This window comes from Synechococcus sp. WC10meta, assembly GCF_047461475.1.
Genome location: NZ_JANSHF010000023.1, coordinates 1 through 22,930, shown reverse-complemented (window position 1 = coordinate 22,930; position 22,930 = coordinate 1). Strand labels below are relative to the sequence as shown.

Below are 22,930 nucleotides of genomic sequence, written 5' to 3'. Positions count from 1 at the left end.
TGTACTCGCAAGCCTACTAGCTCAGCCCATCTCCGTCAAGGCAGGAGGTTGGTCATGCCACAAAGTGGCTGATTGTCTAGTGAATCAAGGACTAGAGGAGAGCCCGCGGAGCTACCCAAATTCTGAACTGTTCTCAGCTATGCTGCTGCGTTAGCCGCTGCCAAAGCCGCAGAGGAATGCGCTCATGCGGGCACTGAAGAAGGCGAACCTGGGGCAAATCCTCTGGCAAGTAGTGCAAAGCCACCCGCGCTGTTGCCTCTAAGAGGCTGCACCGCCGCTGGGGATGCTGCTCGGCTTCCCCCAGATACACATCCAGCCAGCCGTCTTGCTCTCGGTAGCTAATCCGCAAAGCACAAGGAGAAGGCAGAAACTCTTTGCGGTAGAGCCGAAAGCCCTGCTCAGGACTCCATCCCAGCCACCACTGAGGCGCCAGTTGTCCCAACGGCCGACACCATACGTCTGCCTGAACTTGCTGCCCTTCCATACCTGCCACTCTAAGCCTCTTCTCCGGCGGAGATCTAGCTGCAAATCTTTGCCAACTACCCTCTAGGCAGGAACTCTACCAGAACCTCCCGTGCTGATGCAAGTCTTTATCAAGGAGACCCCCAGCTAGCTGGGTAAGATATTGCAATTTAATCTCAATAGTGCTATGCTGTCACCCAGTTGGGTGTTCGTCTTCCTCTCTTGTCTTGGGCGAAGCAGGGGATCCCGCACCGGCGGAACCAGCCAAGGGATCCCTTTCCTCCTGGTTGAGGTTCTAGGCTGTTAACAGGGGCAGGGTTTTTTGAGGGGATTGGGGGGTGGGAGAGGTGAGAAGTTCAGAGAGTTGCGCCTCGTTCTTGTAGCCACTGAACAGCTAGCCTGTGCTGGCGTTTTTGCGCATAGGCTAAGGGAGTGTGTCCATCCTGATTGCGAGGGTTTAATTCGGCCCCATGCTCCAGCAAAAGCTCCAGCATCGGGACATGTCCTCCCCAGGCAGCCCAGTGCAGGGGCGTTGCTCCAAAGCGGCTGCGGGCATTGACGTTAGCCCCGTACAGGATCAGAAAGCGCGCAATACCTAGATGTCCTTGGGCCGCTGCCTCGTGTAAAGGGGTTCGCCCTGCTTCGTCGACTGCATCCACAGGGGCTCCTTTAGAAAGTAGGCGGGCCAGAGCACTTTTCCGACCCGTGGCCACAGCCCAGTGAAGAACCCTACAGACATCTGCCCCTTGTTGAATCAGCAGGCTGATGACTTCTGCTCGATCTGCCAAGACAGCCCGATGCAGAGGAGTGTACCCATGGCGGTCTGGCAAGTTGATATCGCTGCCTGCTTTCAGAAGCCGCTCCACCGCTTCCACCTGGCCGCTGGCGGCAGCCAAATGGAGTGGAGTTGCCCCTGTAGGATCCAGAGCGTGGACAGAAGCGCCATGGGCCAAGAGCAAATCTACCAGCTCCAAATTGCCGCTGAGGACAGCTTTGTGGAGGGGGGTCAATCCCTGCCAATCAGGGGCGTTCACATCTTCCCCTTGCTGCAGATAGTCCAGTAGTCGTTGAGAATCGCCGTCAGCAAGGGCGCGGTGCAGGGCTTCACTCATAGAAGGGTTCTCGCTAAAAGTTGTTCGAATAGGAGAGCTGAGCTAAATCGGTTAGGGGCTAATAACCCAGGCAAAGTCTAACACTGGTAGCTGCAGGAACGCTCGGCGTCTAGCTGCAGTCATGAGAAAGATTTGAGACTCAAGTCAGGCGGATCCGGGTTAAATTTAAATGGCGGGTTAAATGGCGGGATCGGCAGGGGCACAGGCCAAGTCCGAGCTTTAAGCCAGCTTCTGCAAATTTTTCTCACTTATCCTGCCACCGCTGGATCTCTACGCGGTTCCCATTCACGCTAGGGTCGCGGGAGAAGGGTCCCGAGGCGGCACTACGACGCCCGATGACAATCCCCCGCTCAGTTTTGGGAAGTTAGGATCTCTCATCCACCCCCTAGCTCTGGCCTATCAACGCTTCGGCAGGCCGCCAACGGCAGGAATAACCAGGAGCTGGCCTTTGAAGTCCGGCAAGCTCTGAGCCTTCTGAGTGTCCAGGGGGGATCTGGCTAGCTGCCTAGCGCTGCAACTCCCAACTGCTGGGCTGCCCACTGCCGGAGCTGCTGGCGGTTGACCTTGCCTTGGGCGTTGCGCGGGATCCCGCTACACCATAGCCACCGCTTGGGGTGTTTGAAGGGGCTTAGTTGTTGCGTGAGGTGCCGCTTCAGGTGTTTCTCCAGCTCGTCGGCGGTCAGAGGGATCCCAACCTTGGGCACAGCCACGGCCACCAGCTGCTGCCCCCACTCCTGGTCAGGCAGGCCCAGCACACAGACATCTTCCACCCAGCCGCTGGCGCGGATTTCCCCTTCCACCTCAGCCGCCATCACTTTTTCCCCTCCCGTTAGGATTAGGTCGTCGGCGCGGCCCAGCCAGTGGAGGTGACCTTGGGAGTCGAGGTAGCCCCAATCCCCAGGGGCAAAACCCTGCTGTTGCCACTTGCCCAGGCCCTCAGCTTCCCCCGCCAAGGGGTAGTAGCCTAGGGCCAGGGATTCGGCCCAGACGTGGATAGAGCCCACTGTCTGGACGGGTAGGGGATCCCCGGCTTCGCCCCGGATCTCCAGGCGGGCATGGGGTAGGGGTCGACCCAAGCTGTCGCTCCCTTGTAAGAAGGCTTGCGGCAGCAGCGTACATACCTGGGAGGCGGTTTCGGTCATGCCGTAGGTGAGGGCCAGGGGCAGGTACAACTGCCGGGCCTGTTGTCGCAAGCTGGGCCAGGTAGGGCCGCCGCCAACCAAAATGGCCTGGAATTGGCGCAGGCTTTCCAGCACTCTCGGCCGGGCATCCAGTAGCAGCCGCTGCAACTGGGTGGGCACCAGGGACAGGAAGCTACCCGGCAAAGGCGGATCCCAGGCCTCAGCTTGCTGCTGGCGTTTCCAATCCCAGACAATCCACTGCCCGTTGCTCAGCCAGGAGCGAACGGCCTGCATGAGGCCGCTGACGTGGTACAAGGGCAGCATGCAATAGCTATGGACACACTCCACGCCGAAGTGCTGTTGGTGGGCTCTGGCGGAGGCGCTGAGGGTACGCCAGGAGTGCACCGCCCATCTCACCTGGCCGCTGGAGCCACCAGTAGGGATCCCAATCACTGGCCAGTCGGCGCTGGGCAAGATCCGCTGCCAGTGCCCCAGAGGGGAGGTGGAGGAGGTGGGATCCCCCTGCAACTGCCCTTGCCGCCAGCGCCAAGCGGATCCCAGGCCAGCCAAAGCCTGGCTCCACTCCCGTTCTCCCCAGCGGGGATTGGCCAAGAAGAGGGGGATCCCCAAGCGCTGGCAGGCCAAAACCAAAGCCCACACCTGCAGCGGATCCGAGTCTGCCACCAGCAGAGGCACAGCCTTTTCTGCCAAAGGACGTAGGTGTCCTTCCAGGTTAGACAGGCGCTCCTTCAAGCTGGGAGGGCAAGAAGAGTTAGAGGCCATCATGGCAAGGGGATCCTCAGCCTACACGCCACGGCAGTCAAAGGCCAGCGGGTACTTACAAGCCAGCTCGGCAGTTTTTGGAGCATGGCTTATCATGATCTAGGTTTGGAGTAGGAGGTGGGGTTTGTGATCGAGCCCATTTTGCTGGGGATCGTCTTGGGGATGGTTCTGGTTACCCTAGCAGGCTTGTTTGTGTCGGCCTACCGGCAGTATCAGCGCAGCAATAAGATGGGTCTGTAAAGGCAGGCAGTCCAGCCAACTGGCCCTGGCCTGCAGCCAGGAAACTGGCCAAGGGGGTGAGGCGGCAAAGCCATGCAGTGGCTGCGCACGGTGGCGGCATTGCGGGAGCAAGTGGCCAAGTGGCGGGGATCCACCATCGGCCTGGTGCCAACGATGGGATCCCTGCACGAGGGGCATCTCAGCTTGATTCGCCGCTGCCGCCAGGAGTGTGACCACACGGTGGTCAGTATTTTCGTCAACCCGCTGCAATTTGGCCCCAACGAAGACTGGGAGCGCTACCCCCGCGATGAGGAGGGAGATCGAGCTCTGTGTGAAGCCGCAGGCGTGGATGTGGTTTTTGCCCCCGACCTGCAAGAAATGGGAGCGGACCCGGCATCTGCTAGAGATCGCACTTGGGTCGATCCCCCGCCCTCCCTCTTGCAAACCCTCTGCGCTCCCCACCGGCCAGGTCACTTCCGCGGGGTAGCCACCATTGTGGTACAACTGCTAAACCTGGTCCAGCCCCAGCGGGCTTACTTTGGCCAAAAGGATGCCCAGCAACTGGCCATCATCCAGCGGCTGGTTCAAGACCTGCAGATCCCCACCGCCATTGTCCCCTGCCCCACCGTTCGAGAGGCGGATGGCCTGGCCTACAGTTCCCGCAACCGCTACCTCTCGGCAGAGGAACGGCAGGTGGCAGCGGGCCTCTACCGCGCTTTGCGCCGGGGCTATGAGCACTGGCAGGCCGGAGATTCCTCTGCTGAAGGGATCCTGGCGGCGGCGCGTGCCGAGCTGGAGCACACCCCTGAGCTGCGCCTGCAATACCTAGAGCTGGTGGATCCGCAAACCCTCCAACCCCTCTCGGAAGTAAAAGACAAGGGGCTCCTAGCTATTGCAGCCTACGTCGGGCAAACGCGCCTCATCGACAACTTACTTTTGGCAAGGGAGAAAAGCGATTTGCCGCCTCAGAAGGAAGAGGGGGCTGTGCTGCCTTCTCCAAAAAGGGGGCGCCGTCCCCTGATTGCCATCGACGGCCCTGCAGGAGCGGGTAAGTCCAGTGTAGCCCGAGCGGTGGCCGCTCAGCTGCAGCTGCTGTACTTGGACACAGGGGCCATGTATCGGGCTATTACCTGGCTAGCCCTGCAACGGGGGATCCCGTTGGACGACGCCGAGCAGCTCACCCAACTGGCTGCCCAAACTCAACTGAGGCTGCAAAGCGGCCCCTCGCCTGACGAACCAACCCGCATCTGGGCCAATGGCCAAGAAATTACCCAGGCCATTCGCTCTCCTGAAGTAACCCGCTGGGTTTCACAGGTGGCGGCAGTGCCAGGGGTGCGACAGGAGTTGGTGAAGCAGCAGCGCCTCCTAGGTCGAGATGGAGGGGCCGTTCTGGAAGGACGCGATATTGGTACCCATGTCTTTCCCGATGCTGAGCTAAAAGTCTTCTTAACGGCCTCGCTGGGAGAGCGGGCGCAGCGTCGGCAACATCAGCTGCAGGCGCAAGGGCAGGTAGTGTCCTTGGAAGAACTAAAAGCCCAGCTCGAGCAGCGGGATCGCTACGACAGTGAGCGTCAGATTGCGCCCTTGCGGCCTGCTCCCGATGCCATTTTGATCGATACGGATCACCTAAGCCAGGCCGAGGTGGAGAACAAAATTGTGACGTTGTACCGGCAGCTTTTGGAGAAGGCCGGCTTAGAGCAGCCTGATGCAAAAGGCTAAGCCGCGAAGTGAGGTAGCGGGATAAGGGAAGTGCCTCCCCAACGCAAACGCCTTCTCTCCGGCTCTGGGTAGTCGGGAACGCTATGGGTAGTCTGCTTCTCCTTGCCGTTTTACTCCTTGTCTCAGCGTTTTGCTCCGGTGCGGAGACAGCCATTACCGCCATGGACAACCTGCGCCTGGAGTCCCTAATCGAGGACAAGGGGGATCCGCAGGGGTTCTACCGGCTGGTTCAACAGCAGCGGTCACAGCTCATCACGAGCTTGCTGCTGGTGAACAACTTTGTCAACATTGGCATTGCTGCCCTGGCTACAACCATCTCCATCGAGCTGCTGGGATCCCCGCTGGGGGGCTTGGTTGCCACCCTGCCCACCACGATCCTGGTGCTCTTGATAGGCGAAGTGGCTCCCAAGTCCTTGGCGGTCAGCCATCCGCTGGCAGTTTTCCGCTGGGTGGTGCGGCCTGTCTATGCCCTAGCGGTGCTGCTGCGCCCTTTGACCCATGCCTTTGAGTGGCTTGTTGGCAGACTTTTTCATCTCCTGGAGCTTTCTCCCTTGACGTCCACTACTTCTCTCAAGGATTTGGAACTGTTGATTGATGTGTTGGGGCAGCGGGGGCTGCTGGACTGGCAGAAGCGGCGCCTGTTCCGCGGTGCCCTAGCTTTAGATGGGCTGCGGGCCCGGGATGTGGCCAAGCCTAGAGTAAAAATGGAAACCATCTCCCACGATAAAACGCTGCAGGATGTGGTGAAACTCTGCCTGGAGACAGGCTACTCCCGCATCCCCGTCCAAGGGGAATCCAAAGACGAGATTGTGGGCGTCATCCACCTCAAGCAGGCCCTGCGCCACCTGGAGCAAGAAGGCAATGTCGAGGTAACCAAGGCGATGTCGCCGCCCTTTTTTGTCCCCGAGACCAAGCGCGTCAGCCTACTGCTTAAAGAGATGCTGCGCTCCCGCCAACACCTGGGGATTGTGGTAGATGAATTTGGCGGCACCAGTGGCCTCATCACGCTGGAGGACATCTTGGAGGAGCTGGTGGGGGAGATCTACGACGAGAGCGACCTCTCTCCCCTGCTTTTGCGGCGGCAACAACGGCAGCGCTCCGCCTCTAGCTAACTTTTGCAGAGTCTTCGTTGGCGGGATCCCGAAAGCTTGGGTCGTTGGGGTAGCGGGCCACAAAAAAGATCCAAAAGCTGTGGATCCCCAAGCCTAGGCCCCACCAGCCTAGTAGAGGTAGCAGCCACGGCCAATCGGCCCGATACAGCTGTTGGAAAAACACTAGCCCCGAGGCGCTGCAGAGAAAAACAGCCAGATGAGTTGCGTAGGTGTAGCGGTCATCCAGCTTGCGAAACTCGGGATCCCGACGGGAGGGTTTGCGGGGCCAGCGCGGCGGCATGGCAAAACCGTCTAGTTAAAACTTTCTCCAGTGTAGAACATCCCAACCCCAGCCTTTTGCTCCTCAAGGTCACTGCCGCCAGCGGCAACTGGGGGGATCCGTCTCGGCTGGCTGGTCCTCAAACTCCAAGGGGCCCTCCTCAGTGTACAGGTGCAGGTCAAACCAAAAGGTGGAGCCCTGTTCCAGCTTGCTTTCTAGGCAGATGCGGGTTCGGTGCTTCTCCAGGATGTTGCGCACGATGGCTAGGCCCAGGCCAGTGCCCTCCAGGGTATGTACCCGGTTCTCCACTCGGAAAAAGCGCTCGAAAATCCGCTCCTGATCCTCCGGGGCGATGCCAATGCCAGTGTCGGCCACCGCCACCCGCACTGCCTGTGGGGCTCCATCCGGCCGAACCACCAGGTGGGCATGCACCGTCACTGTGCCTCCGGAGGGGGTGAACTTGATGGCATTGCTCAAGAGGTTGGTCATGACCTGCAAGAGGAGATCGTAGTTGCCCCACACCGGCGGCAGATCCGGATCGAGAAACTGGCGCAGCAGGATCCCCTTGTCGCGGGCTTGCAGGTGATGGGTGCGCAGGGTTTGCTCGATAACGGCGGAGATGTCAACAGCCTCAAAGTGATACTGCTTGCCCGACTCTAGGCGCGACAAATCCAATACGTCATTGACCAAACGAGTGAGGCGATCTGTTTCGCGGTTGGCAATTTCCAGGTAGTCCAGCCGCTCCTGCGGCGACATTTGCTCGCCATACTCGTAGAGGGTCTCGATGAACGACTTGATGCTAAATAGAGGAGTGCGCAGTTCGTGGCTGATGTTGCTGATGAACTGGGCTTTGGCCTCGTTGAGCTCTGCCTCGCGGGTAATATCCTGCACGGTGATGACAATCCCCTTGAGGTTTTGCCGCCGCGGGTCGGACACTGGCGAAAGCAGGATGCGGATAACCCGCTTGGTAGGGCTGGTGAGGTTGACGCGAATTTCCTCTGCCTCTTGATCCCCGCGGGCAATTTGCGTGAGCGGGCGGGCCAGTTGCTGCCGCAGATCCTCGGGCAAGAGCTCCAGCAAGGGTTTGCCCAGGACAGGCTCGCCTTCCCAGCCAAACATGCGCGAGGCAGCTGGGTTGAGCAGCAGGACCCGAAACTCGGCATCCAGCAAGATGGCCGCATCGACGATGGAAAACACCAGCGTCTCCAGCTTAGCCTTGGCAGCAGCCAGTTCCTCAATGTTCTGCTCCTCGTAGCTCTGCAGCCGCTCTGCCATCTTGTTAAAGCTGTCGATGAGTTGGGCCAGCTCCCCCCCAAAGGGCAGGTCGATGCGCTGTTTGAAGTTACCCTTGGTGATTTCCTGGACGCCTTTGACCAGCTCCTTGATGGGGTAGGTGATGGTGAGAGCGTTGACCACGGCTCCCAGGATGGCCAGAACCCACACCGCCAAAAACACCCCAATCGAGACCTCGCGCGCCAGTTGCGTAGAGCGCACCAGGGCAGGGTTGGGGTTGATGCCCAGGGCCAGGGTGCCCAAAAAGCGGCCCTGATGGTAGATGCCAACAAAAATGTCCGTCACCCGCCCGGCAGGGGTGAGGTGGGCGCGCACCAGGGGCTGGCCCTCAGCAGGCGGACGGTTGCCCGGCAGTTGCATGCGACGGGTAAGGCTGAGAGAGGTTTTCACCTCCTGGTTGGAAAACGGGATCCCGTAGTAGATGTTCCCCTCGGGGTCGGCGTAGAGCAAATAGCGGATGCTGCTGGTGCTCTCAAAGTATTGCCGCGACAGTTGGGCCACTTCACCAAGGCGCTCTTCAGCAATGAGGGGAGCAACATTGGCTGCCAATAGCAACCCTAGATCCCGGCCAAAGCGGGCCTCGTTAAAGCGGGCATCTTGCTGCACGGTGCTGACGGCCCAGAAGGTGAAGCTGCTCACCACCAGCGAGACCACCAGCGTGGCCACAAAGAGCAACTGGGTCTCCAGGCGCAGCTTGTATTTCCAGCGCGCCCACCAGCGCTGCAGGGATCCCATCGAAGACCCGGCTGGCTTCGACTGCGAGGGATCCACAGCCCCAGGCAATGGCTCTGGAGACGGAGCAGTCGCTTCTGGAGATTGGGCTTCAACAATTGGCTCAGCTGGCTCGACGGTGCTGACAGGAGGCATCAACCCAACGCTAGCAACCTTGGAAACACTGTCGCCATCATTCTGACATGGCTGCCGACAGGGTTAGGAGATAGTGACCTCCTCTGTCAAGAATCGTCACCCAGCAGAAGAGCACAGCCCGCCCAGCCGAGACCTGCAACGGCATTGCAGAAGCGCCAAGACATTTGCCCCTAGAGCGGTCGCAGGCCCAGCTTTTGCAGCAAAGCTGCATCGGCAGCCGACCCTGGGTTGGGCGTGGTCAGCAATTTGTCGCCGGTAAAAATGGAGTTGGCACCTGCCAAGAAGCACAGGGCTTGCTCGCTCTCGGAAAGATTTCTCCGCCCTGCCGAGAGCCGGATCTGGGCCGTGGGCAGCAGCAGGCGAGCAGTGGCGATGGTGCGCACCAGCAGCAGCGGATCGGGAGGGGGAAGCTGGCCTAAGGGCGTGCCGGGCACCGGCACCAGAGCGTTGATGGGCACTGAGGTGGGCGGCGGCGTCAGGTTGGCCAGCACGTGCAGCAGGCCGATGCGGTCTTCGTCGGTTTCTCCAAGGCCGACAATGCCGCCACAGCAGATCTGCAAGCCGGCTGCCGCCACATGGGCCAAAGTCTCCAGCCGCTCCCGGTAGGTGCGCGTCGTGATGATGCGGGAGTAGAACTCCGGCGAGGTGTCCAGGTTATGGTTGTAGGCCGTCAGCCCCGCCGCCGCCAGCTGCTGGGCCTGAGCCGCCGACAGCATTCCCAGAGTGGCACAGGCCTCCATCCCCAGCTCGCGCACCACGCGCACCATCTCCAGCACGCGCTCAAACGCCTCCCCTTGCGGGGCTGACCGCCAGGCAGCCCCCATGCACAGCCGAGTGGCGCCTGCCTTTTGGGCGGCAATGGCGTGCTGACGCAGCGTATCCAGCGCAATCAAGGGATAGGTCTCGATGCCCGTCGAGTAGCGGGCGCTTTGGGGGCAATAGGCGCAGTCTTCCGGACAGCGGCCCGATTTGATGTTGACAAGGGCACACAGTTGCACCCGGTCGGGCGGGTGGTGCTGCCGGTGTACCGCTTGCGCCTCGTACACCAACTGCAGGAGAGGCCGATGGTAGATTTGGCGGACGTCCTCTAGAGCAATGGCCATGTCCACGCCGGAAGGGGGAAAAAATCCCCAAAAGTTTGCTAGCCCTTCTGGGCTTGCTAGAATTGGTGATCCTGCTTTGCGACGGCGGATCCTGCCGCGCTCAGGAACTCAACCATAGACACAATAGACACATAATAACACATAATAACGGGGGAAGCAGTGACCAACGGCCCTGTCAGCCAATTTATCGAGCATCACTTTCGCCACTTCAACGCCGCCGCCCTGGTAGAAGCGGCCAAGGGCTACTCTGCCCACTTGGAAAAGGGCGGCAAGATGATGGTGACCTTGGCGGGTGCCATGAGCACGGCGGAGCTGGGCCTTTCCCTGGCGGAGATGATTCGGCAGGGCAAGGTGCACGCCATCTCCTGCACTGGCGCCAACCTTGAGGAAGACATCTTTAACCTCATTGCCCACGACTTCTACGAGCGGGTGCCCAACTACCGGGATCTCAGCCCGCAGCAGGAGCAGGAGCTGCTGGAGCGGCACATGAACCGGGTAACGGATACCTGCATCCCGGAGGAAGAGGCGATGCGGCGCCTAGAAAAAGCTCTGCTGGAAGAGTGGATAGCTGCCGACCAGGCGGGGGAGCGCTACTTCCCGCACGAGTTCATCTACCGCATCCTGCGCAGCGGCAGGCTGGAGCCCTACTACCAAATTAATCCCCGGGATTCCTGGGTTTACGCGGCCATGGAGGCTGACTTGCCCCTCTACGTGCCGGGCTGGGAGGACTCCACCACCGGCAACATGTACGCTGCCCACTGCATCACCGGTGAGATCCGCAATGTCCACACCGTCCGCACGGGCATTGAGTACATGATCCACCTGGCCGATTGGTACACACGCACCTCAGCGGAGTGCTCCGTCGGCTTCTTCCAGATTGGCGGTGGCATTGCCGGAGATTTTCCCATCTGTGTAGTGCCCATGCTGCACCAAGACCTAGGCCGCAAGGGGATCCCCCTGTGGGGCTATTTCTGCCAGATCAGCGACTCTACCACCAGCTACGGCTCCTACTCGGGGGCGGCGCCCAACGAGAAGATCACCTGGGGCAAGTTGGGGGTCGACACACCCAAGTTCGTCATCGAGTCGGATGCCACCATCGTGGCGCCTTTAATCTTTGCCTGGGTGTTGGGGTGGTAAAACTCCCAGGCCAACGCTCACAGCCCATCGCCTGCGCTGCGTGGCCTTACTGCTCAAAGTACAGGATGGCCATCCCTTGCCTGGGCAGGGCTTGAGCCGAAAGTAGCAATGGGTTGCTGAGGGCAGGTTGCGCGGCAGCGGGGGGAAATAGGCGCAAAAACGCCTCCAGAGGCAACAGCTCGCATTGGGACTCCTCGGCGGCGGCGGTGCGATACATGGTGGGGATGACCAACTTGGGCTGCAGCGCTTCGATGGCTGCCTTGGCTGCCTTGGGATCGTAATTCTTCGGCCCACCTCCCACCGGCACCAACAACAGGTCAGGGCGAGAGAGCAAGATGGACTGCTCCCGGCCAATGGGCTGCAGTGCCCCTCCCAGGTGGACAATGTCGATCCCGCCCATGCGCCAGCGCCAGCCTACGTTGAGGCCAAAGCGGGGGCCCCGCGGCATGCGCACCCCCTGCACGCGGATCCCGTCGATGAGGTAGTCGCCTGGCTGAAACAGCACTTTGGGGTTGCCGGGCACCACGTCCAAAGCTCCCTCGTCCAAAAGGCGGCTGCTGAGGAGCACCAGATCGGCAGCGACGCGGGGGGGAGGGTAGCCGGCTGTACAACCGGCTGGCCGAAAGGGGTTAACCAGAAAGCGCTTGCCCTCCCCCTCAAACAAAACGCAACTGTGGTGCAGCCAGGTCAGCTGCAGGCCCTGGGCGCTGGAGCCGGGGGTAAACTCCAGGGATCCCCCTGGAGAAGGATCAGTTTGCGCCCTTGCCCATTGACCCCCTGCGGCAAGGGATCCCAGCAAGCTGGCGCTGGCTTGCAAAAGTTGGCGACGCTTCATCGGGTGGGGATCCTTGACACAACCCCGGCAGCCGCCGGCTGGAGCAATCCCGAGGTAGGGATCTGGGCCAAGCGCAGGAAGTTGCTCAGCAGGCGTTTGCCCTCCGCGGTCAAAATGCTCTCCGGGTGGAACTGCACGCCCTGCACATGAAGATAGCGGCGGTGGCGGATCCCCATAATGATGCCGTCCTGGGTTTGGGCCGTCACCTCTAGTTCGTCAGGACAGGTGGAAGCCTCAATCACCAAGCTGTGGTAGCGGGTTGCAACAAAAGGCTGGCTCAGCCCCTCAAACACTCCCACCCCTCGATGATAGATGAGGGAAGTCTTGCCGTGCATCAGCTCAGGTGCGCGCACGATCCGACCGCCGTAGACCTGTCCAATGCACTGGTGACCCAGACAGACGCCCAAAATCGGCAGCTCCGGCCCCAGCTCGCGGATCAACTCCAGCGAGATGCCGGCATCTTCGGGCCGTCCTGGCCCTGGAGAAATGACAACCGCCTGGGGACGCATCTGGCGCAGCTGGGCCACTGAAATCTCGTCATTGCGAAAAACTCGTACCCCTGCGCCTAGCTCCCCCAGGTATTGCACCAGGTTGTAGGTGAAGCTGTCGTAGTTGTCGATAACAACCAGCACGATGGCACCCGGCAACGGCACCCCATTTTAGCATTGCCCAGGCTTCAGGGCCCGCAACCCGGAGCCAACACCCAAATCCAGCTTGTATCCTGGAGGGTATAGCACACAAGCAGCAGCAAGGTGGCTAGCTTTTAGGTTGTTTTTGATTTTTCAGATCCCATGAACTTGCTTCTCTCTCCGGCGACCGACTTGCTGGACGAGTTGCGCAGGCTTTTCCCTTTTGAGCTGGATGAGTTTCAGATCCAAGCGATTCAAGCTCTGGCCGCTGGGGAATCGGTGGTGGTCTGTGCGCCTACAGGATCCGGCAAGACCCTGATTGGAGAGTATGCCATCCACCGGGCCTTGTCCCAAGGCAAGCGGGTTTTCTACACAACCCCTCTGAAGGCTCTTTCCAACCAAAAGTTTCGCGATTTCAGCCAGCAATTCGGCCCGGAGCGGGTTGGCCTCCTCACCGGCGACATCTCCATCAACCGGGAAGCGCCGATCTTGGTGATGACCACCGAGATCTTCCGCAATATGCTCTACGGCACGCCGCTCTCTCTGGCTGTCCAGCGCGGGCCCTACGGCAGCGAGAGGGATGCGTGGGAAGAGGCGGAGGCTCTAAGCCGGGATCCCTTGCGGGACGTGCAGGCGGTGATCCTGGACGAATGCCACTACATGAACGACCAACAGCGGGGCACTGTCTGGGAAGAGGCAATTATCTACTGCCCTGCCCACATCCAGCTTGTTGCCCTCTCGGCCACCCTGGCCAACAGCGACCAGCTTACCGACTGGATGAACCAGGTGCATGGCCCCACGCGACTTGTCGATTCCAGCCATCGCCCAGTGCCGCTGCAATTTCACTTTGCCAATCGCAAAGGGCTGTTCCCCCTGCTGGAGCAAACCGAGTCAGGCCAGTGGGTTTGCAATCGCCGCCTGAGAAGCAAGCCCTCCAAGTCAGGCCAGGCTCCCTACGGAGAAGTACCGGATATGGCCCAGGTGGTGGAAAACCTGCGCCGACGGGATATGCTGCCGGCCATCTATTTCATCTTCAGCCGCAAGGGCTGTGACCTGGCGGTGGCCAGTTTGGGAAACTTGGACTTAATTAGCTCTGAAGAAGAGCGGCGGCAGTTGGCCGAGCAGATCGACCGTTTCTGCCAGGAAATGCCAGAGGCAGTGCGCCGGGATCAACTGGATGCCCTCTACCGGGGCATTGCCGCCCACCATGCCGGCCTGTTGCCCGCCTGGAAGGGCCTGGTCGAGCACCTGTTTCAGCAGGGGCTGGTGAAGCTAGTTTTTGCCACCGAGACGCTGGCTGCCGGGATCAACATGCCCGCCCGCACGACGGTGATTTCCTCCCTCTCCAAGCGCACCGACAACGGCCATCGCCTTCTAACTGCCTCTGAGTTTATGCAAATGTCAGGGCGGGCTGGACGGCGGGGCAAAGATGTGATTGGGCATGTGGTGACCTTGCAATCTCCCTTTGAGGGGGCGCAGGAGGCAGCGCGGCTGGCCACGGCAGGAGCGGATCCCCTGGTGAGCCAGTTTACCCCCACCTATGGCATGGTGCTGAACTTGCTGCAGAAGCACTCTCTGGAGGCGGCCCGGGATCTCATCAACCGCAGCTTTGGCCAGTATTTGCTCTCGCTGCAAAGGTTGCCCGAACAACAGGAGCTCCAGCGCACTCGCGCCGAGCTGGAGGAAATTGACCGCCTCCTGGAGGGGATTTCCGACGAAGATATCGCCCGCTACGAGAAAATGCAGGCGCAACGGCGGGAAGAGCGGCGCCTTTTGCGCTATCTGCTCAAACAGCAGGAAGCAGAACCGGATCCCACCCTGCGCCTATTGGCCTTTCCCCACATCCAAGCCCAAGAGGAGAAAATCCGCGCCCTAGAAGCCCGCATCCGCGCCAACCCTGCCCACAGGGTCGGGAAAAAGCTGCTGGGTTTACAGGAAAAGCGCCAGCGCCTGCTCAAGCGCCTCCAGCACTTGGAGCGCCAGAGTGAGTCTGTGCAGGAGTTGCGCTGGCAGCAATTTATGGCCCTGGTGGGCGTGCTGCAGGAGTTCGACTGTCTGCAAGGGTATCAGCCAACAGTTAGTGGGGAGGTGGTGGCTGCTCTGCGAGGGGATAACGAGCTCTGGCTGGGTCTAGCTCTGCTCTCTGGCGAATGTCTAGGCTGTGCCCCCCATCACTTGGCTGGGGTCATTGCTGCTCTGGTGGCCGAGCCTCCCCGTTCAGGTACCTACAGCCGGCTGCGGACTTCTGGGCTAGTTGAGGATGTGCTGCATGGCTTGCGAGGCCTGCGGCGGCAACTGTTCCGCAGCCAACGTCAACACCAGGTGTTTCATGTGCCAATTGGGTTTGAGCCCGATCTGGCCGGGATCGTGGAACACTGGGCCCAAGGGATCCCCTGGGAAAAGCTGGAGGCCAGCACCAACCTGGATGCTGGGGATATTGTGCGCCTGATTCGCCGCACCTTGGATTTGCTCTCTCAGATCCCCCACATTCCTCATTTGCCAGCGGAGCTGCGGGAAAATGCCCGCGAAGCTCAAGAAATGCTGGATCGCTTCCCGGTGAGCGAGCTGATCTAGCAGCACTTTGGCGAGGGTGGGATCATAAGCCCTTGCGCGGCAGTGACTTTCACTACCACCCTGTCCGGGTTAAGGCCTAAGCGAATGGCCTCTTCCCAGTGGCAGGCTAGAATCCAGCTAGCCTCTCCCCTCCGATGAGCACCTGTATCAAACAGGCTGAGCGCGATGGCCGCCTAGCCTCCACCCAGTCAAGTCCGTCCACTTGCGCGTAGTAGCCAATATGCACTTCGACTCAGTTGAAGACTTTGAGCGCTGGATAGAGGATCTGGTAGCTGGCAAGATTGAGCCGCCCAACTACCACGACATTCGCCACGCCAGCCGCGAAGACGCAGAAGAGTGTTTGCGGCTGCAGCAGGAGGAAGCCCGCAAGCTGGGGCTAGATCCGGAAGAGGTAGTGCTGCTGCAGGATCCCTTCAGCGGGGAGTGGCTAGTCCTTGTCCCCTGGAAGCAAATAGAAGCCGGCCTGGCTCAGTTTTGGTAGGTGGACTCAGCTATGAGTGAGAGCAACAACCAACAGCCAACTCTGGCCGACGTTTTGGCAGCGGTGGAGCGGCTTGATAAGGAGCTGCAAGAGATCCGCTCAGACCTCGCTGCCACCCGGCAAGAACTGAGGGATGAGGTGCGACGGTGGGATGAGCGCTTCTTCGAGTTCGCCAAAGACACCGCCAACCGCGCCAACACGCTCATCGCCAGCGCTGCTGTTACGGTCATTGCTGGTACTTTGCTGTTGATTCTGAGGGAGGGGAGGTAGCTGTGGACACTCAAAGCCTCAGGATCCCGACTGGGTTCGCTTCCCAGTCCCCGACATGGAAACAGCTTTGACCCGCCTATTAGGCAAATAAACGGAAAGGGGATACGGGAACAGGATCGGGGGCGGGGCTAGCTCCCCTTAGCAGAATTTTTGAGTTTGTGATTCAGGGGCTAACAACGGCATGCCTCTGGAGAGGGGCGCTAGCGGGCCGTAGACCTTAGCAGGAAGAGAGCAGAAACCCGACAGACGCTGCGCTACCCACAAGTAGGAGTGTTTGTTAGCCTCTTGTAGGTCTTTCAGAGCGGTTTGGTCTCAAGCTAGCCTTCCTAATAAGCCCACGACGCAACCAACAGGCAGGACTGGATGGCAGGCAAGAAGACCAACACCCAACGCTCAATCGAATCCTACGAGCACCGGGACAAACAGCGGCTCAACAACCCGCCTGTGGGACTGGTGACGCCTGAGAACGACCGGGACGCGGGGCAGAAGAAGAAGACCTACGCCTACGACCCGCACCTGGATCCGCAGCTTGTCTGGGCTGGCAAGGCCGAGCACACTTCGTTCGAGGTGCCCACGGTTTCGCTCCACGTCCACGAGCGGATTGACCCGCGCACCATCATCGAGGCCGTGCGCAAGAAAAACGACCAAGCTGGCCCGGTACAACTGGGGTTGTTTGAGGAAGAACGCAAGGAGCCCCTGCGCCAGGCCATCGAATTTTACCAGCACAAGCATGGCTGGACGAACCGCCTAATTGCCGGCGATTCGCTCTTGGTGATGAACTCGCTCTTGGAAAAGGAGGGAATGGCCGGCAAGGTGCAGATGATCTACTTTGACCCGCCCTACGGCATCAAGTACGGCTCCAACTTCCAGCCCTTTGTGAATAAGCGCGACGTCAAAGACGGCGAGGACGAGGATTTGACCTCAGAGCCGGAGCAGATCAAAGCCTTCCGCGACACCTGGGAGCTGGGCATCCACTCTTACCTCACCTACCTGCGCGACCGCCTGCTTTTGTGCCGGGAACTCCTCAGCGAGAGCGGCTCCATCTTCGTGCAGATCAACGACGAGAACCTGCACCTGGTGCGCTGCCTGCTGGATGAGGTGTTCGGAAGGGAGAATTTTGTAAGCGTCATCAGTTTCGTGAAAACCAGCGGTAAGGGCGGGGCGTTGCTGGACGTGGTCAACGATTTCCTGCTCTGGTATGCCAAAGACAAGACACAGGTAAAGTACCGCCAACTCTATCTGGAAAAGGAGTTGGGCGAGGAAGGCACTAAGGGCTATCAGCATGTGGAGTTGCCCGACGGCACGCGCCGCAGGCTCACAGGCGAGGAACTGCGCAGCCCAGAGGCTCTTCCCCGGAACGCAAGGGTGTTCAAGGCGGACAACATGACGTCGCAGAGTGGGGGCGAGTCTACGAGGTTTCCCGTAGAGCTGGAAGGATCCGCCTTCACACTGACAAAAAACTACTGGAAGACCAACCAGGAGGGCATGGAACGATTGCGGCAGGCGAAGCGCTTATTTGCTGTAGGGAATACGCTCAGCTATGTCCGCTTCCTGGACGAGGTTCCAACCCGACCCTTGACAAATATCTGGACGGATACCGTCATCGCTGGCGCATGGGCAGGAGAGAAACTCTACGCCGTCCAGACCAACACCAAAGTTGTCGAGCGCTGCATCCTGATGACCACCGACCCGGGCGACCTGGTCTTCGACCCCACCTGCGGCAGCGGCACTACGGCCTATGTGGCTGAGAAGTGGGGCAGACGCTGGATCACCTGCGACACCTCGCGCGTGGCGATTACCCTTGCCCGTCAGCGGCTGATGACCGCCGTGTTCGATTACTACGAGCTGGCACACCCGCAGGAGGGCGTCGGCAGCGGCTTTAAGTACAAGACCGTGCCGCACATCACGCTCAAGTCCATCGCCAACAATCCGGAAATTGACGGCATCTACGCGCGCCTGCACCCGGCGGTGGAGGAGGCCCTGGCTGAGCTCAACGCGGCGCTGAAGGGCCAGCCGGTGAAGTTTAAGGTGACCCAAGGTGGCCGGGCCGGCCACTTTGTAGACTTTGCCGCGCTCGACACAGAAACCTTCACCATGCCCGCTGGCCAGGTGGTTAAGGTCAACGAGCTGGTGGAATGGGAGGTGCCCTTTGAGTTTCCCGCCGACTGGCCGGAAGCTGCCCGGACGCCATTCGAGCGATTCCATCAAGCCCGGCGTGCCCTGCAAGCAGCCATCGATGAGGCCATTGCCCGCCACGCGCCGCAGGAGACGCTTTACGACCAGCCCTTCGTGGACAGGAAGAAGGTGCGGGTGACAGGCCCGTTCACCGTGGAAGCAGTGCCAGCCCCAGCGGTGAAATCGGTGGATGAGATTTTGGAGCCCAGGCCTGAGCCGGCAGATGCCTCGATTGCCCGCTCCGGCGAAACACTGCGTCAGGAAGAATGGCGCGACGAGCTGCTCAAGACGGGTATCCGTGGGAAGAACGGGCAATACATCCGCTTTGCCCGGCTGGAACCGCTGCCCGGCTGCCGTTGGCTCCATGCCGTGGGGGAAACGCGGCCCAGCGACGAAGGGGCAAATACCGTGCGCGAGTCGGCGCCTGCCTACGACCCCCTGCGCGTGGTGGTCTCCTTTGGCCCGGAATATGGCCCGCTCGAGCAACGGCAAGTAGAGCAGGCCTGGGAAGAAGCGCGGATGCTCGTCCCACGGCCAAAACTGCTGATCTTTGCCGCCTTTCAGTTTGACCCGGAAGCGGCGAAAGACATTGACGAGATGAAGCCGGAGCTGGCTGGAATGCAGTTCCTCAAAGTGCAAATGAACGCTGACCTTTTGACCGACGACCTGAAGAAAAAGCGCGCCAGCAACGAGTCCTTCTGGCTTATTGGGCAACCGGATGTGTACCCGGAACGCATTGCCGACGGCGAGGACAAGGGAAAGTATCGCGTTTCAGTTCTCGGCTTCGATTACTACAACACCAAGACCGGCCAGATTGAATCGGGCGGTGCAGATAGAATTGCCGTCTGGATGCTCGACACCGACTACGACGGGCGCAGCCTCTACCCGCGCCAGGTGTTCTTCCCGATGGCAGGCGAGAAGGAGGGCTGGGCAAAACTGGCTCGCAATCTCAAGGCAGAAATCGATGAGGAGCGGATCGAAGCTTACCGAGGCACGGTGTCGCTGCCGTTTGCGCTCGGTGAGCACCGACGCATTGCCGTCAAAATTGTGGATGACCGGGGCATCGAGAGCCTGAAGGTCGTAAAAGTGGATCCATGATGGACGAGCAAGCTCTGCAAGAAATTGTTCAACGAATCGTGGCAGTAGCGCAGCCCAGCCGCATACTTTTGTTTGGTTCCTATGGCCGTGGCGATGCCGACGCTGGCTCTGACGTGGATCTCATAGTGGTCGAACCAGAAGTGCCCGACCCGTATAGCGAAATGATCCGCTTGCACAAAGCTGTAGGCTCGCTTGGCCCAGGGATCGATCTGCTGGTTTATTCTGAGGCCGAATACCAACGGCGCAGTCAGGTGCCGGGCACGGTGCTGTACTGGGCACGCAAGGAGGGAAGAGCCCTCTATGAAGCCCCATCTTGAAGAGGCCTGGCGATCCCTGCGCTTGGCGGATCGCGACCTCAAGGCATTTGAAGTGTTGAAAAAAGACCCCGAGGTTCACCCTGCTATCCTCTATTTCCATGCCCAGCAAGCGGTAGAGAAATCTCTCAAGGCAGTCTTGTTTGCCCAACAGATTGAATTCACACGCACCCATGACCTGGTCAAGCTAGCGCGTCTGCTCAACGACCGGGGCATTTCGTTGCCGGTTGGGGAAGATCAACTCCGTCAACTCAACCCCTTTGCTGTTGCCTTTCGCTACGACGACACAGAATTTGCGCCTATTCCCCAACAAGAGGTGGCAAGTCTGCTGACAGAGATTCGCTGTTGGGCAGCGGAAGAAGTCAGTGCAGCAACGGAACGGGAGAAAGGCGATGGCCCGGACTACGATTGACCGCTTGATTATCAACTCGCCCTACGAAGAGCCGAAATACCACTGGCACTACGACCGCAAGACGCGCACCTTCGAGCTGGTGGAGGGCCGCCGCCCGGCGGGCTACGTGGTGGCGACTCCCGGTTCAAAATCTTTCGACGATCCGGGCATCTTCGTCGAGATCCCACTTGTCAACCAAATTCGACCCCGCGTCAAAGCCTGGCGCGAGGCGGGCTATCCCGGCGTTACCGTCATCACCAAGCGGCTCTTGGAGTACTGGCATGACCCCGAGGAGTTCGACAGACGTCGCTTTTTCTTTTGCCAGTTGGAGGCGGCAGAGACGCTCATTTGGCTGACCGAGGCGCCGCCTGCCGAGCGGGTAGGCATTGAGATCCCAGGTGACGGCGGGGCCTTCTTGCGTCGGTGCTGCAAGATGGCAACGGGTACGGGCAAGACCATCGTGATGGCGATGGTGATTGCCTGGCACATCCTCAACAAGGTGGCCAATCCCCAAGATGCGCGCTTTTCGAAAAACGTGCTGGTCATCGCGCCGGGACTGACGGTGAAGCAGAGACTGGCTGTCCTCGAGCCAGCCGCCGAGGGCAACTACTATGAGGCGTTTTCCATCGTGCCCCCCGCCTTCCTCGATAAGCTTCGCCAAGGGAAAGTATTGGTGCGCAACTGGCACGCCCTGGCTTGGGAGAGCGAAGAGCAAATCAAGGCGCGCAAAAGCGTGGACAAGCGCGGCGTCAAAAGTGACGAAGCCTATGCCCGTGAAGTTTTGGGCGAGATGGCAAATGCTTCCAATCTGCTAGTCATCAACGATGAGGCGCACCACGCCTGGCGCGTCAACCAGGAAGCTGAAGGGAAGTCCTTGCGCGCTCGCGACCTGAAAGACAGCGCTGCGGAAGCCACAGTCTGGGTAGGCGGGCTGGATCGTCTGCATCGCTCACGAGGCATTCTGACCTGCTACGACTTTTCCGCCACCCCTTTTGCACCATCGGGAAAAAAGAGCAGCGAGGAGACCCTGTTCGGCTGGATTGTCAGTGATTTTGGCCTCAACGACGCAATCGAATCCGGCTTAGTCAAGACGCCGCGTGTGGTGGTGCGCGACGACGCCGTGCCGGACGCCAAAACCTACAAATCCCGTCTCTACCACATCTACAACGACCCAGAAGTCAGAGACGACCTCAACCGCCGCGCCGAACCCCACGAGCCGCTGCCGGATCTGGTGCTGAACGCCTATTACCTGCTGGGTTACGACTGGCGTGAGACATGGAGAGCCTGGAAAGCGGCCGGCCTGCCCACGCCGCCTGTGATGATCACCGTCTGTAACCGAACTGAGACAGCAGCGCGGGTCAAGCACGCCTTCGATTCGCGGAGCATTCACATCGACGAGCTATGCGACCCGGAGCGAATCCTGCATATCGACTCGAAGGTGCTAGAAGAGGCTGAGGCAAAGGAAGAGTCCGCGGTAACAGTAGAGGCGTCGAACGAGACCGAGGAGGGGGAGGAGGAAGAGGCACCCGTCGAGCGCAGGCTAACCAAGGCAGAACAGGCGGAACTTTTGCGGAAGATCGTAGATACGGTTGGCAAGGTGGGGCAGCCAGGCGAGAAGATCCAGAACGTCATTTCCGTCGGGATGCTGAGCGAGGGCTGGGACGCCAAGACGGTGACGCACATTATGGGGCTGCGGGCCTTTACCTCGCAACTGCTGTGCGAGCAGGTTGTAGGCCGGGGCCTGCGCCGCACATCCTACGAGATCAACCCACAGACCGGGCTGCTTGAGCCCGAGTACGTCAACATCTTCGGCGTGCCTTTCACGTTCTTACCGCATGAGAATAGCGGAGATGGCCCGCCACCGCCGCCAACGCCCAAGACTGCGGTAGAGCCGGATCCAGCCAAAGCGGAGTTTGAGATCCGCTGGCCAAATGTGGTGCGTATCGAGCGCGTACTTCAGCCAGTATTGACTCTTGATTGGTCGAAGGTGCAGCCCTTGGAGCTGAACGCGGCCCAGACACCGCAGGTGGCCGAACTGGCACCAATTCTCGAAGGCAAGCCAGACGTAACTCAAATCAGCCGCATCGAACTGGAGCAGTTGGCCCGGGAGTTTCGCACCCAGCGCATCATTTTCGAAACTGCCCGGAATGTATTCGATCAAATCAAGCAAAGCTGGAAAGGCAGTCGCGAAATCTTGCTGGCGCAGTTGGTGCGGATTGTGGAGCAGTTCATTCGCTCTGACCGCATCTTGATCTCCCCACCTCTTTTTTATCAGGACGAACTGCGCCGTCGGCTAATCATCACCCTCAACATGTCACGAATTGTGCAACATGTGTGCGAGGCGGTGCGGCAGGAAAACACAGAGCGGCTTACTCCGATCTTCGACCGCGATCACCCTATCCGCTCGACGGGCCAAATGCGTACCTGGTACACGAGCAAACCCTGCCAACGCACGCGCAAGTCACACATCAACGTCTGTGTCTACGACAGCACCTGGGAGGCGTCGGACGCTTTCGTCCTGGACAATAGCAGTGCCGTGAGCGCCTGGGCAAAAAACGACCATCTGGGCTTCGAGGTGCCTTACGTCTATCGTGGCGTGGTGCGGAAGTATCGGCCAGATTTTCTTGTGCGGCTTGCCAATGGCGACATGCTCATTCTGGAAACGAAGGGACAGGACACTGAACTAGACCGGGTGAAGCGGTGCTATCTCGAGGAGTGGGTGCAAGCCGTCAATACGCATGGCGCGTTCGGTCGCTGGCAGTGGAAGGTGGCCCGTCACCCAGGCGAGATACGGGACATTTTGTTGCAAAGCCTAGAGCAGTAGGAAGCTGGAACCCGAAAGGCTTGTGAACGTGTTGATAGCAGCCAACTGCTGGGCCCCCCGTACATACTGCGGCCCTCTCTCAGAGGGATGTACGGATATTCGCCAAGACTGAGCCGTCTTTCCTGGCCTCGGAAGCGGTAGCGAAACCGCCA

General features: G+C 59.9%; 19 protein-coding genes. 11 read left to right on the top strand and 8 right to left on the bottom strand.

Going from position 1 to position 22,930, the window contains the following annotated elements:
- Positions 1-133 precede the first annotated feature (133 nt).
- The 3 genes from NW804_RS09725 to NW804_RS09715 all read right to left on the bottom strand — a co-directional run bounded on the left by NW804_RS09725 (position 134) and on the right by NW804_RS09715 (position 3,481).
- On the bottom strand, positions 134-484 hold the full coding sequence (locus NW804_RS09725) for a hypothetical protein (RefSeq protein ID WP_414396358.1): 351 nt from the start codon (positions 482-484) through the stop codon (positions 134-136).
- A 334-nt stretch (positions 485-818) separates the two neighbouring features.
- Complete coding sequence (locus NW804_RS09720) at positions 819-1,574, bottom strand: ankyrin repeat domain-containing protein (protein ID WP_414411034.1); 756 nt, start codon at positions 1,572-1,574, stop codon at positions 819-821.
- A gap of 497 nt (positions 1,575-2,071) precedes the next feature.
- Positions 2,072-3,481 carry a 2-succinylbenzoate--CoA ligase gene (locus NW804_RS09715; RefSeq protein WP_414423427.1) on the bottom strand — a complete coding sequence of 470 codons (1,410 nt, stop codon included), beginning with the start codon at positions 3,479-3,481 and terminating at the stop codon, positions 2,072-2,074.
- Between the two features lie 123 nt (positions 3,482-3,604).
- On the opposite strand from NW804_RS09715, the gene petG reads away from it, so the two are divergent.
- The 3 genes from petG (at position 3,605) to NW804_RS09700 (ending at position 6,528) form a co-directional block, all read left to right on the top strand.
- Positions 3,605-3,718 (top strand): cytochrome b6-f complex subunit V, encoded by a 114-nt coding sequence (gene petG, locus NW804_RS09710; protein WP_414361271.1) that lies wholly within the window; start codon positions 3,605-3,607, stop codon positions 3,716-3,718.
- A gap of 72 nt (positions 3,719-3,790) precedes the next feature.
- Complete coding sequence (locus NW804_RS09705) at positions 3,791-5,416, top strand: bifunctional pantoate--beta-alanine ligase/(d)CMP kinase (protein ID WP_414411036.1); 1,626 nt, start codon at positions 3,791-3,793, stop codon at positions 5,414-5,416.
- Positions 5,417-5,499: 83 nt separating this feature from the next.
- Positions 5,500-6,528 carry a hemolysin family protein gene (locus NW804_RS09700; protein WP_414411037.1) on the top strand — a complete coding sequence of 343 codons (1,029 nt, stop codon included), beginning with the start codon at positions 5,500-5,502 and terminating at the stop codon, positions 6,526-6,528.
- On the opposite strand, the gene NW804_RS09695 is transcribed toward NW804_RS09700, so the two are convergent.
- The 3 genes from NW804_RS09695 to bioB form a co-directional block, all read right to left on the bottom strand.
- A complete protein-coding gene (locus NW804_RS09695) occupies positions 6,521-6,808 on the bottom strand; it encodes a 2TM domain-containing protein (RefSeq protein ID WP_414419940.1) in 288 nt (95 codons plus the stop codon). The genes NW804_RS09700 and NW804_RS09695 overlap by 8 nt on opposite strands.
- Before the next feature lie 69 nt (positions 6,809-6,877).
- Positions 6,878-8,851 carry an ATP-binding protein gene (locus NW804_RS09690; protein ID WP_414419971.1) on the bottom strand — a complete coding sequence of 658 codons (1,974 nt, stop codon included), beginning with the start codon at positions 8,849-8,851 and terminating at the stop codon, positions 6,878-6,880.
- Positions 8,852-9,117: 266 nt separating this feature from the next.
- Positions 9,118-10,050, bottom strand: a complete 933-nt coding sequence (gene bioB, locus NW804_RS09685; protein ID WP_414419939.1) for a biotin synthase BioB — start codon at positions 10,048-10,050, stop codon at positions 9,118-9,120.
- Between the two features lie 159 nt (positions 10,051-10,209).
- On the opposite strand from bioB, the gene NW804_RS09680 reads away from it, so the two are divergent.
- The gene (locus NW804_RS09680; RefSeq protein WP_414419938.1) at positions 10,210-11,187 is read left to right on the top strand and encodes a deoxyhypusine synthase family protein; all 978 of its coding nucleotides are present in this window, start codon (positions 10,210-10,212) and stop codon (positions 11,185-11,187) included.
- A 46-nt stretch (positions 11,188-11,233) separates the two neighbouring features.
- On the opposite strand, the gene NW804_RS09675 is transcribed toward NW804_RS09680, so the two are convergent.
- On the bottom strand, positions 11,234-12,022 hold the full coding sequence (locus tag NW804_RS09675) for an MBL fold metallo-hydrolase (RefSeq protein ID WP_414396338.1): 789 nt from the start codon (positions 12,020-12,022) through the stop codon (positions 11,234-11,236).
- On the bottom strand, positions 12,019-12,654 hold the full coding sequence (locus tag NW804_RS09670; RefSeq protein ID WP_099813308.1) for an anthranilate synthase component II: 636 nt from the start codon (positions 12,652-12,654) through the stop codon (positions 12,019-12,021). The genes NW804_RS09675 and NW804_RS09670 overlap by 4 nt, the downstream gene beginning before the upstream one ends.
- Before the next feature lie 159 nt (positions 12,655-12,813).
- On the opposite strand from NW804_RS09670, the gene NW804_RS09665 reads away from it, so the two are divergent.
- From NW804_RS09665 to NW804_RS09635, 7 genes are all read left to right on the top strand, one after another.
- Positions 12,814-15,225: a DEAD/DEAH box helicase gene (locus NW804_RS09665; protein ID WP_414423426.1), complete on the top strand. Its 2,412-nt coding sequence runs from the start codon at positions 12,814-12,816 to the stop codon at positions 15,223-15,225.
- A 220-nt stretch (positions 15,226-15,445) separates the two neighbouring features.
- Positions 15,446-15,706: a hypothetical protein gene (locus tag NW804_RS09660; protein WP_414396333.1), complete on the top strand. Its 261-nt coding sequence runs from the start codon at positions 15,446-15,448 to the stop codon at positions 15,704-15,706.
- Positions 15,707-15,718: 12 nt separating this feature from the next.
- On the top strand, positions 15,719-15,976 hold the full coding sequence (locus NW804_RS09655) for a hypothetical protein (RefSeq protein ID WP_414396330.1): 258 nt from the start codon (positions 15,719-15,721) through the stop codon (positions 15,974-15,976).
- A 363-nt stretch (positions 15,977-16,339) separates the two neighbouring features.
- A complete protein-coding gene (locus tag NW804_RS09650; RefSeq protein ID WP_414423425.1) occupies positions 16,340-19,249 on the top strand; it encodes a site-specific DNA-methyltransferase in 2,910 nt (969 codons plus the stop codon).
- Positions 19,249-19,566 (top strand): nucleotidyltransferase domain-containing protein, encoded by a 318-nt coding sequence (locus NW804_RS09645; protein WP_414406111.1) that lies wholly within the window; start codon positions 19,249-19,251, stop codon positions 19,564-19,566. Before NW804_RS09650 ends, NW804_RS09645 begins: the two co-directional genes overlap by 1 nt.
- Positions 19,550-19,975, top strand: a complete 426-nt coding sequence (locus tag NW804_RS09640) for a HEPN domain-containing protein (protein WP_414396324.1) — start codon at positions 19,550-19,552, stop codon at positions 19,973-19,975. Before NW804_RS09645 ends, NW804_RS09640 begins: the two co-directional genes overlap by 17 nt.
- Complete coding sequence (locus tag NW804_RS09635) at positions 19,956-22,778, top strand: BPTD_3080 family restriction endonuclease (protein ID WP_414423424.1); 2,823 nt, start codon at positions 19,956-19,958, stop codon at positions 22,776-22,778. The genes NW804_RS09640 and NW804_RS09635 overlap by 20 nt, the downstream gene beginning before the upstream one ends.
- Positions 22,779-22,930: the final 152 nt, after the last annotated feature.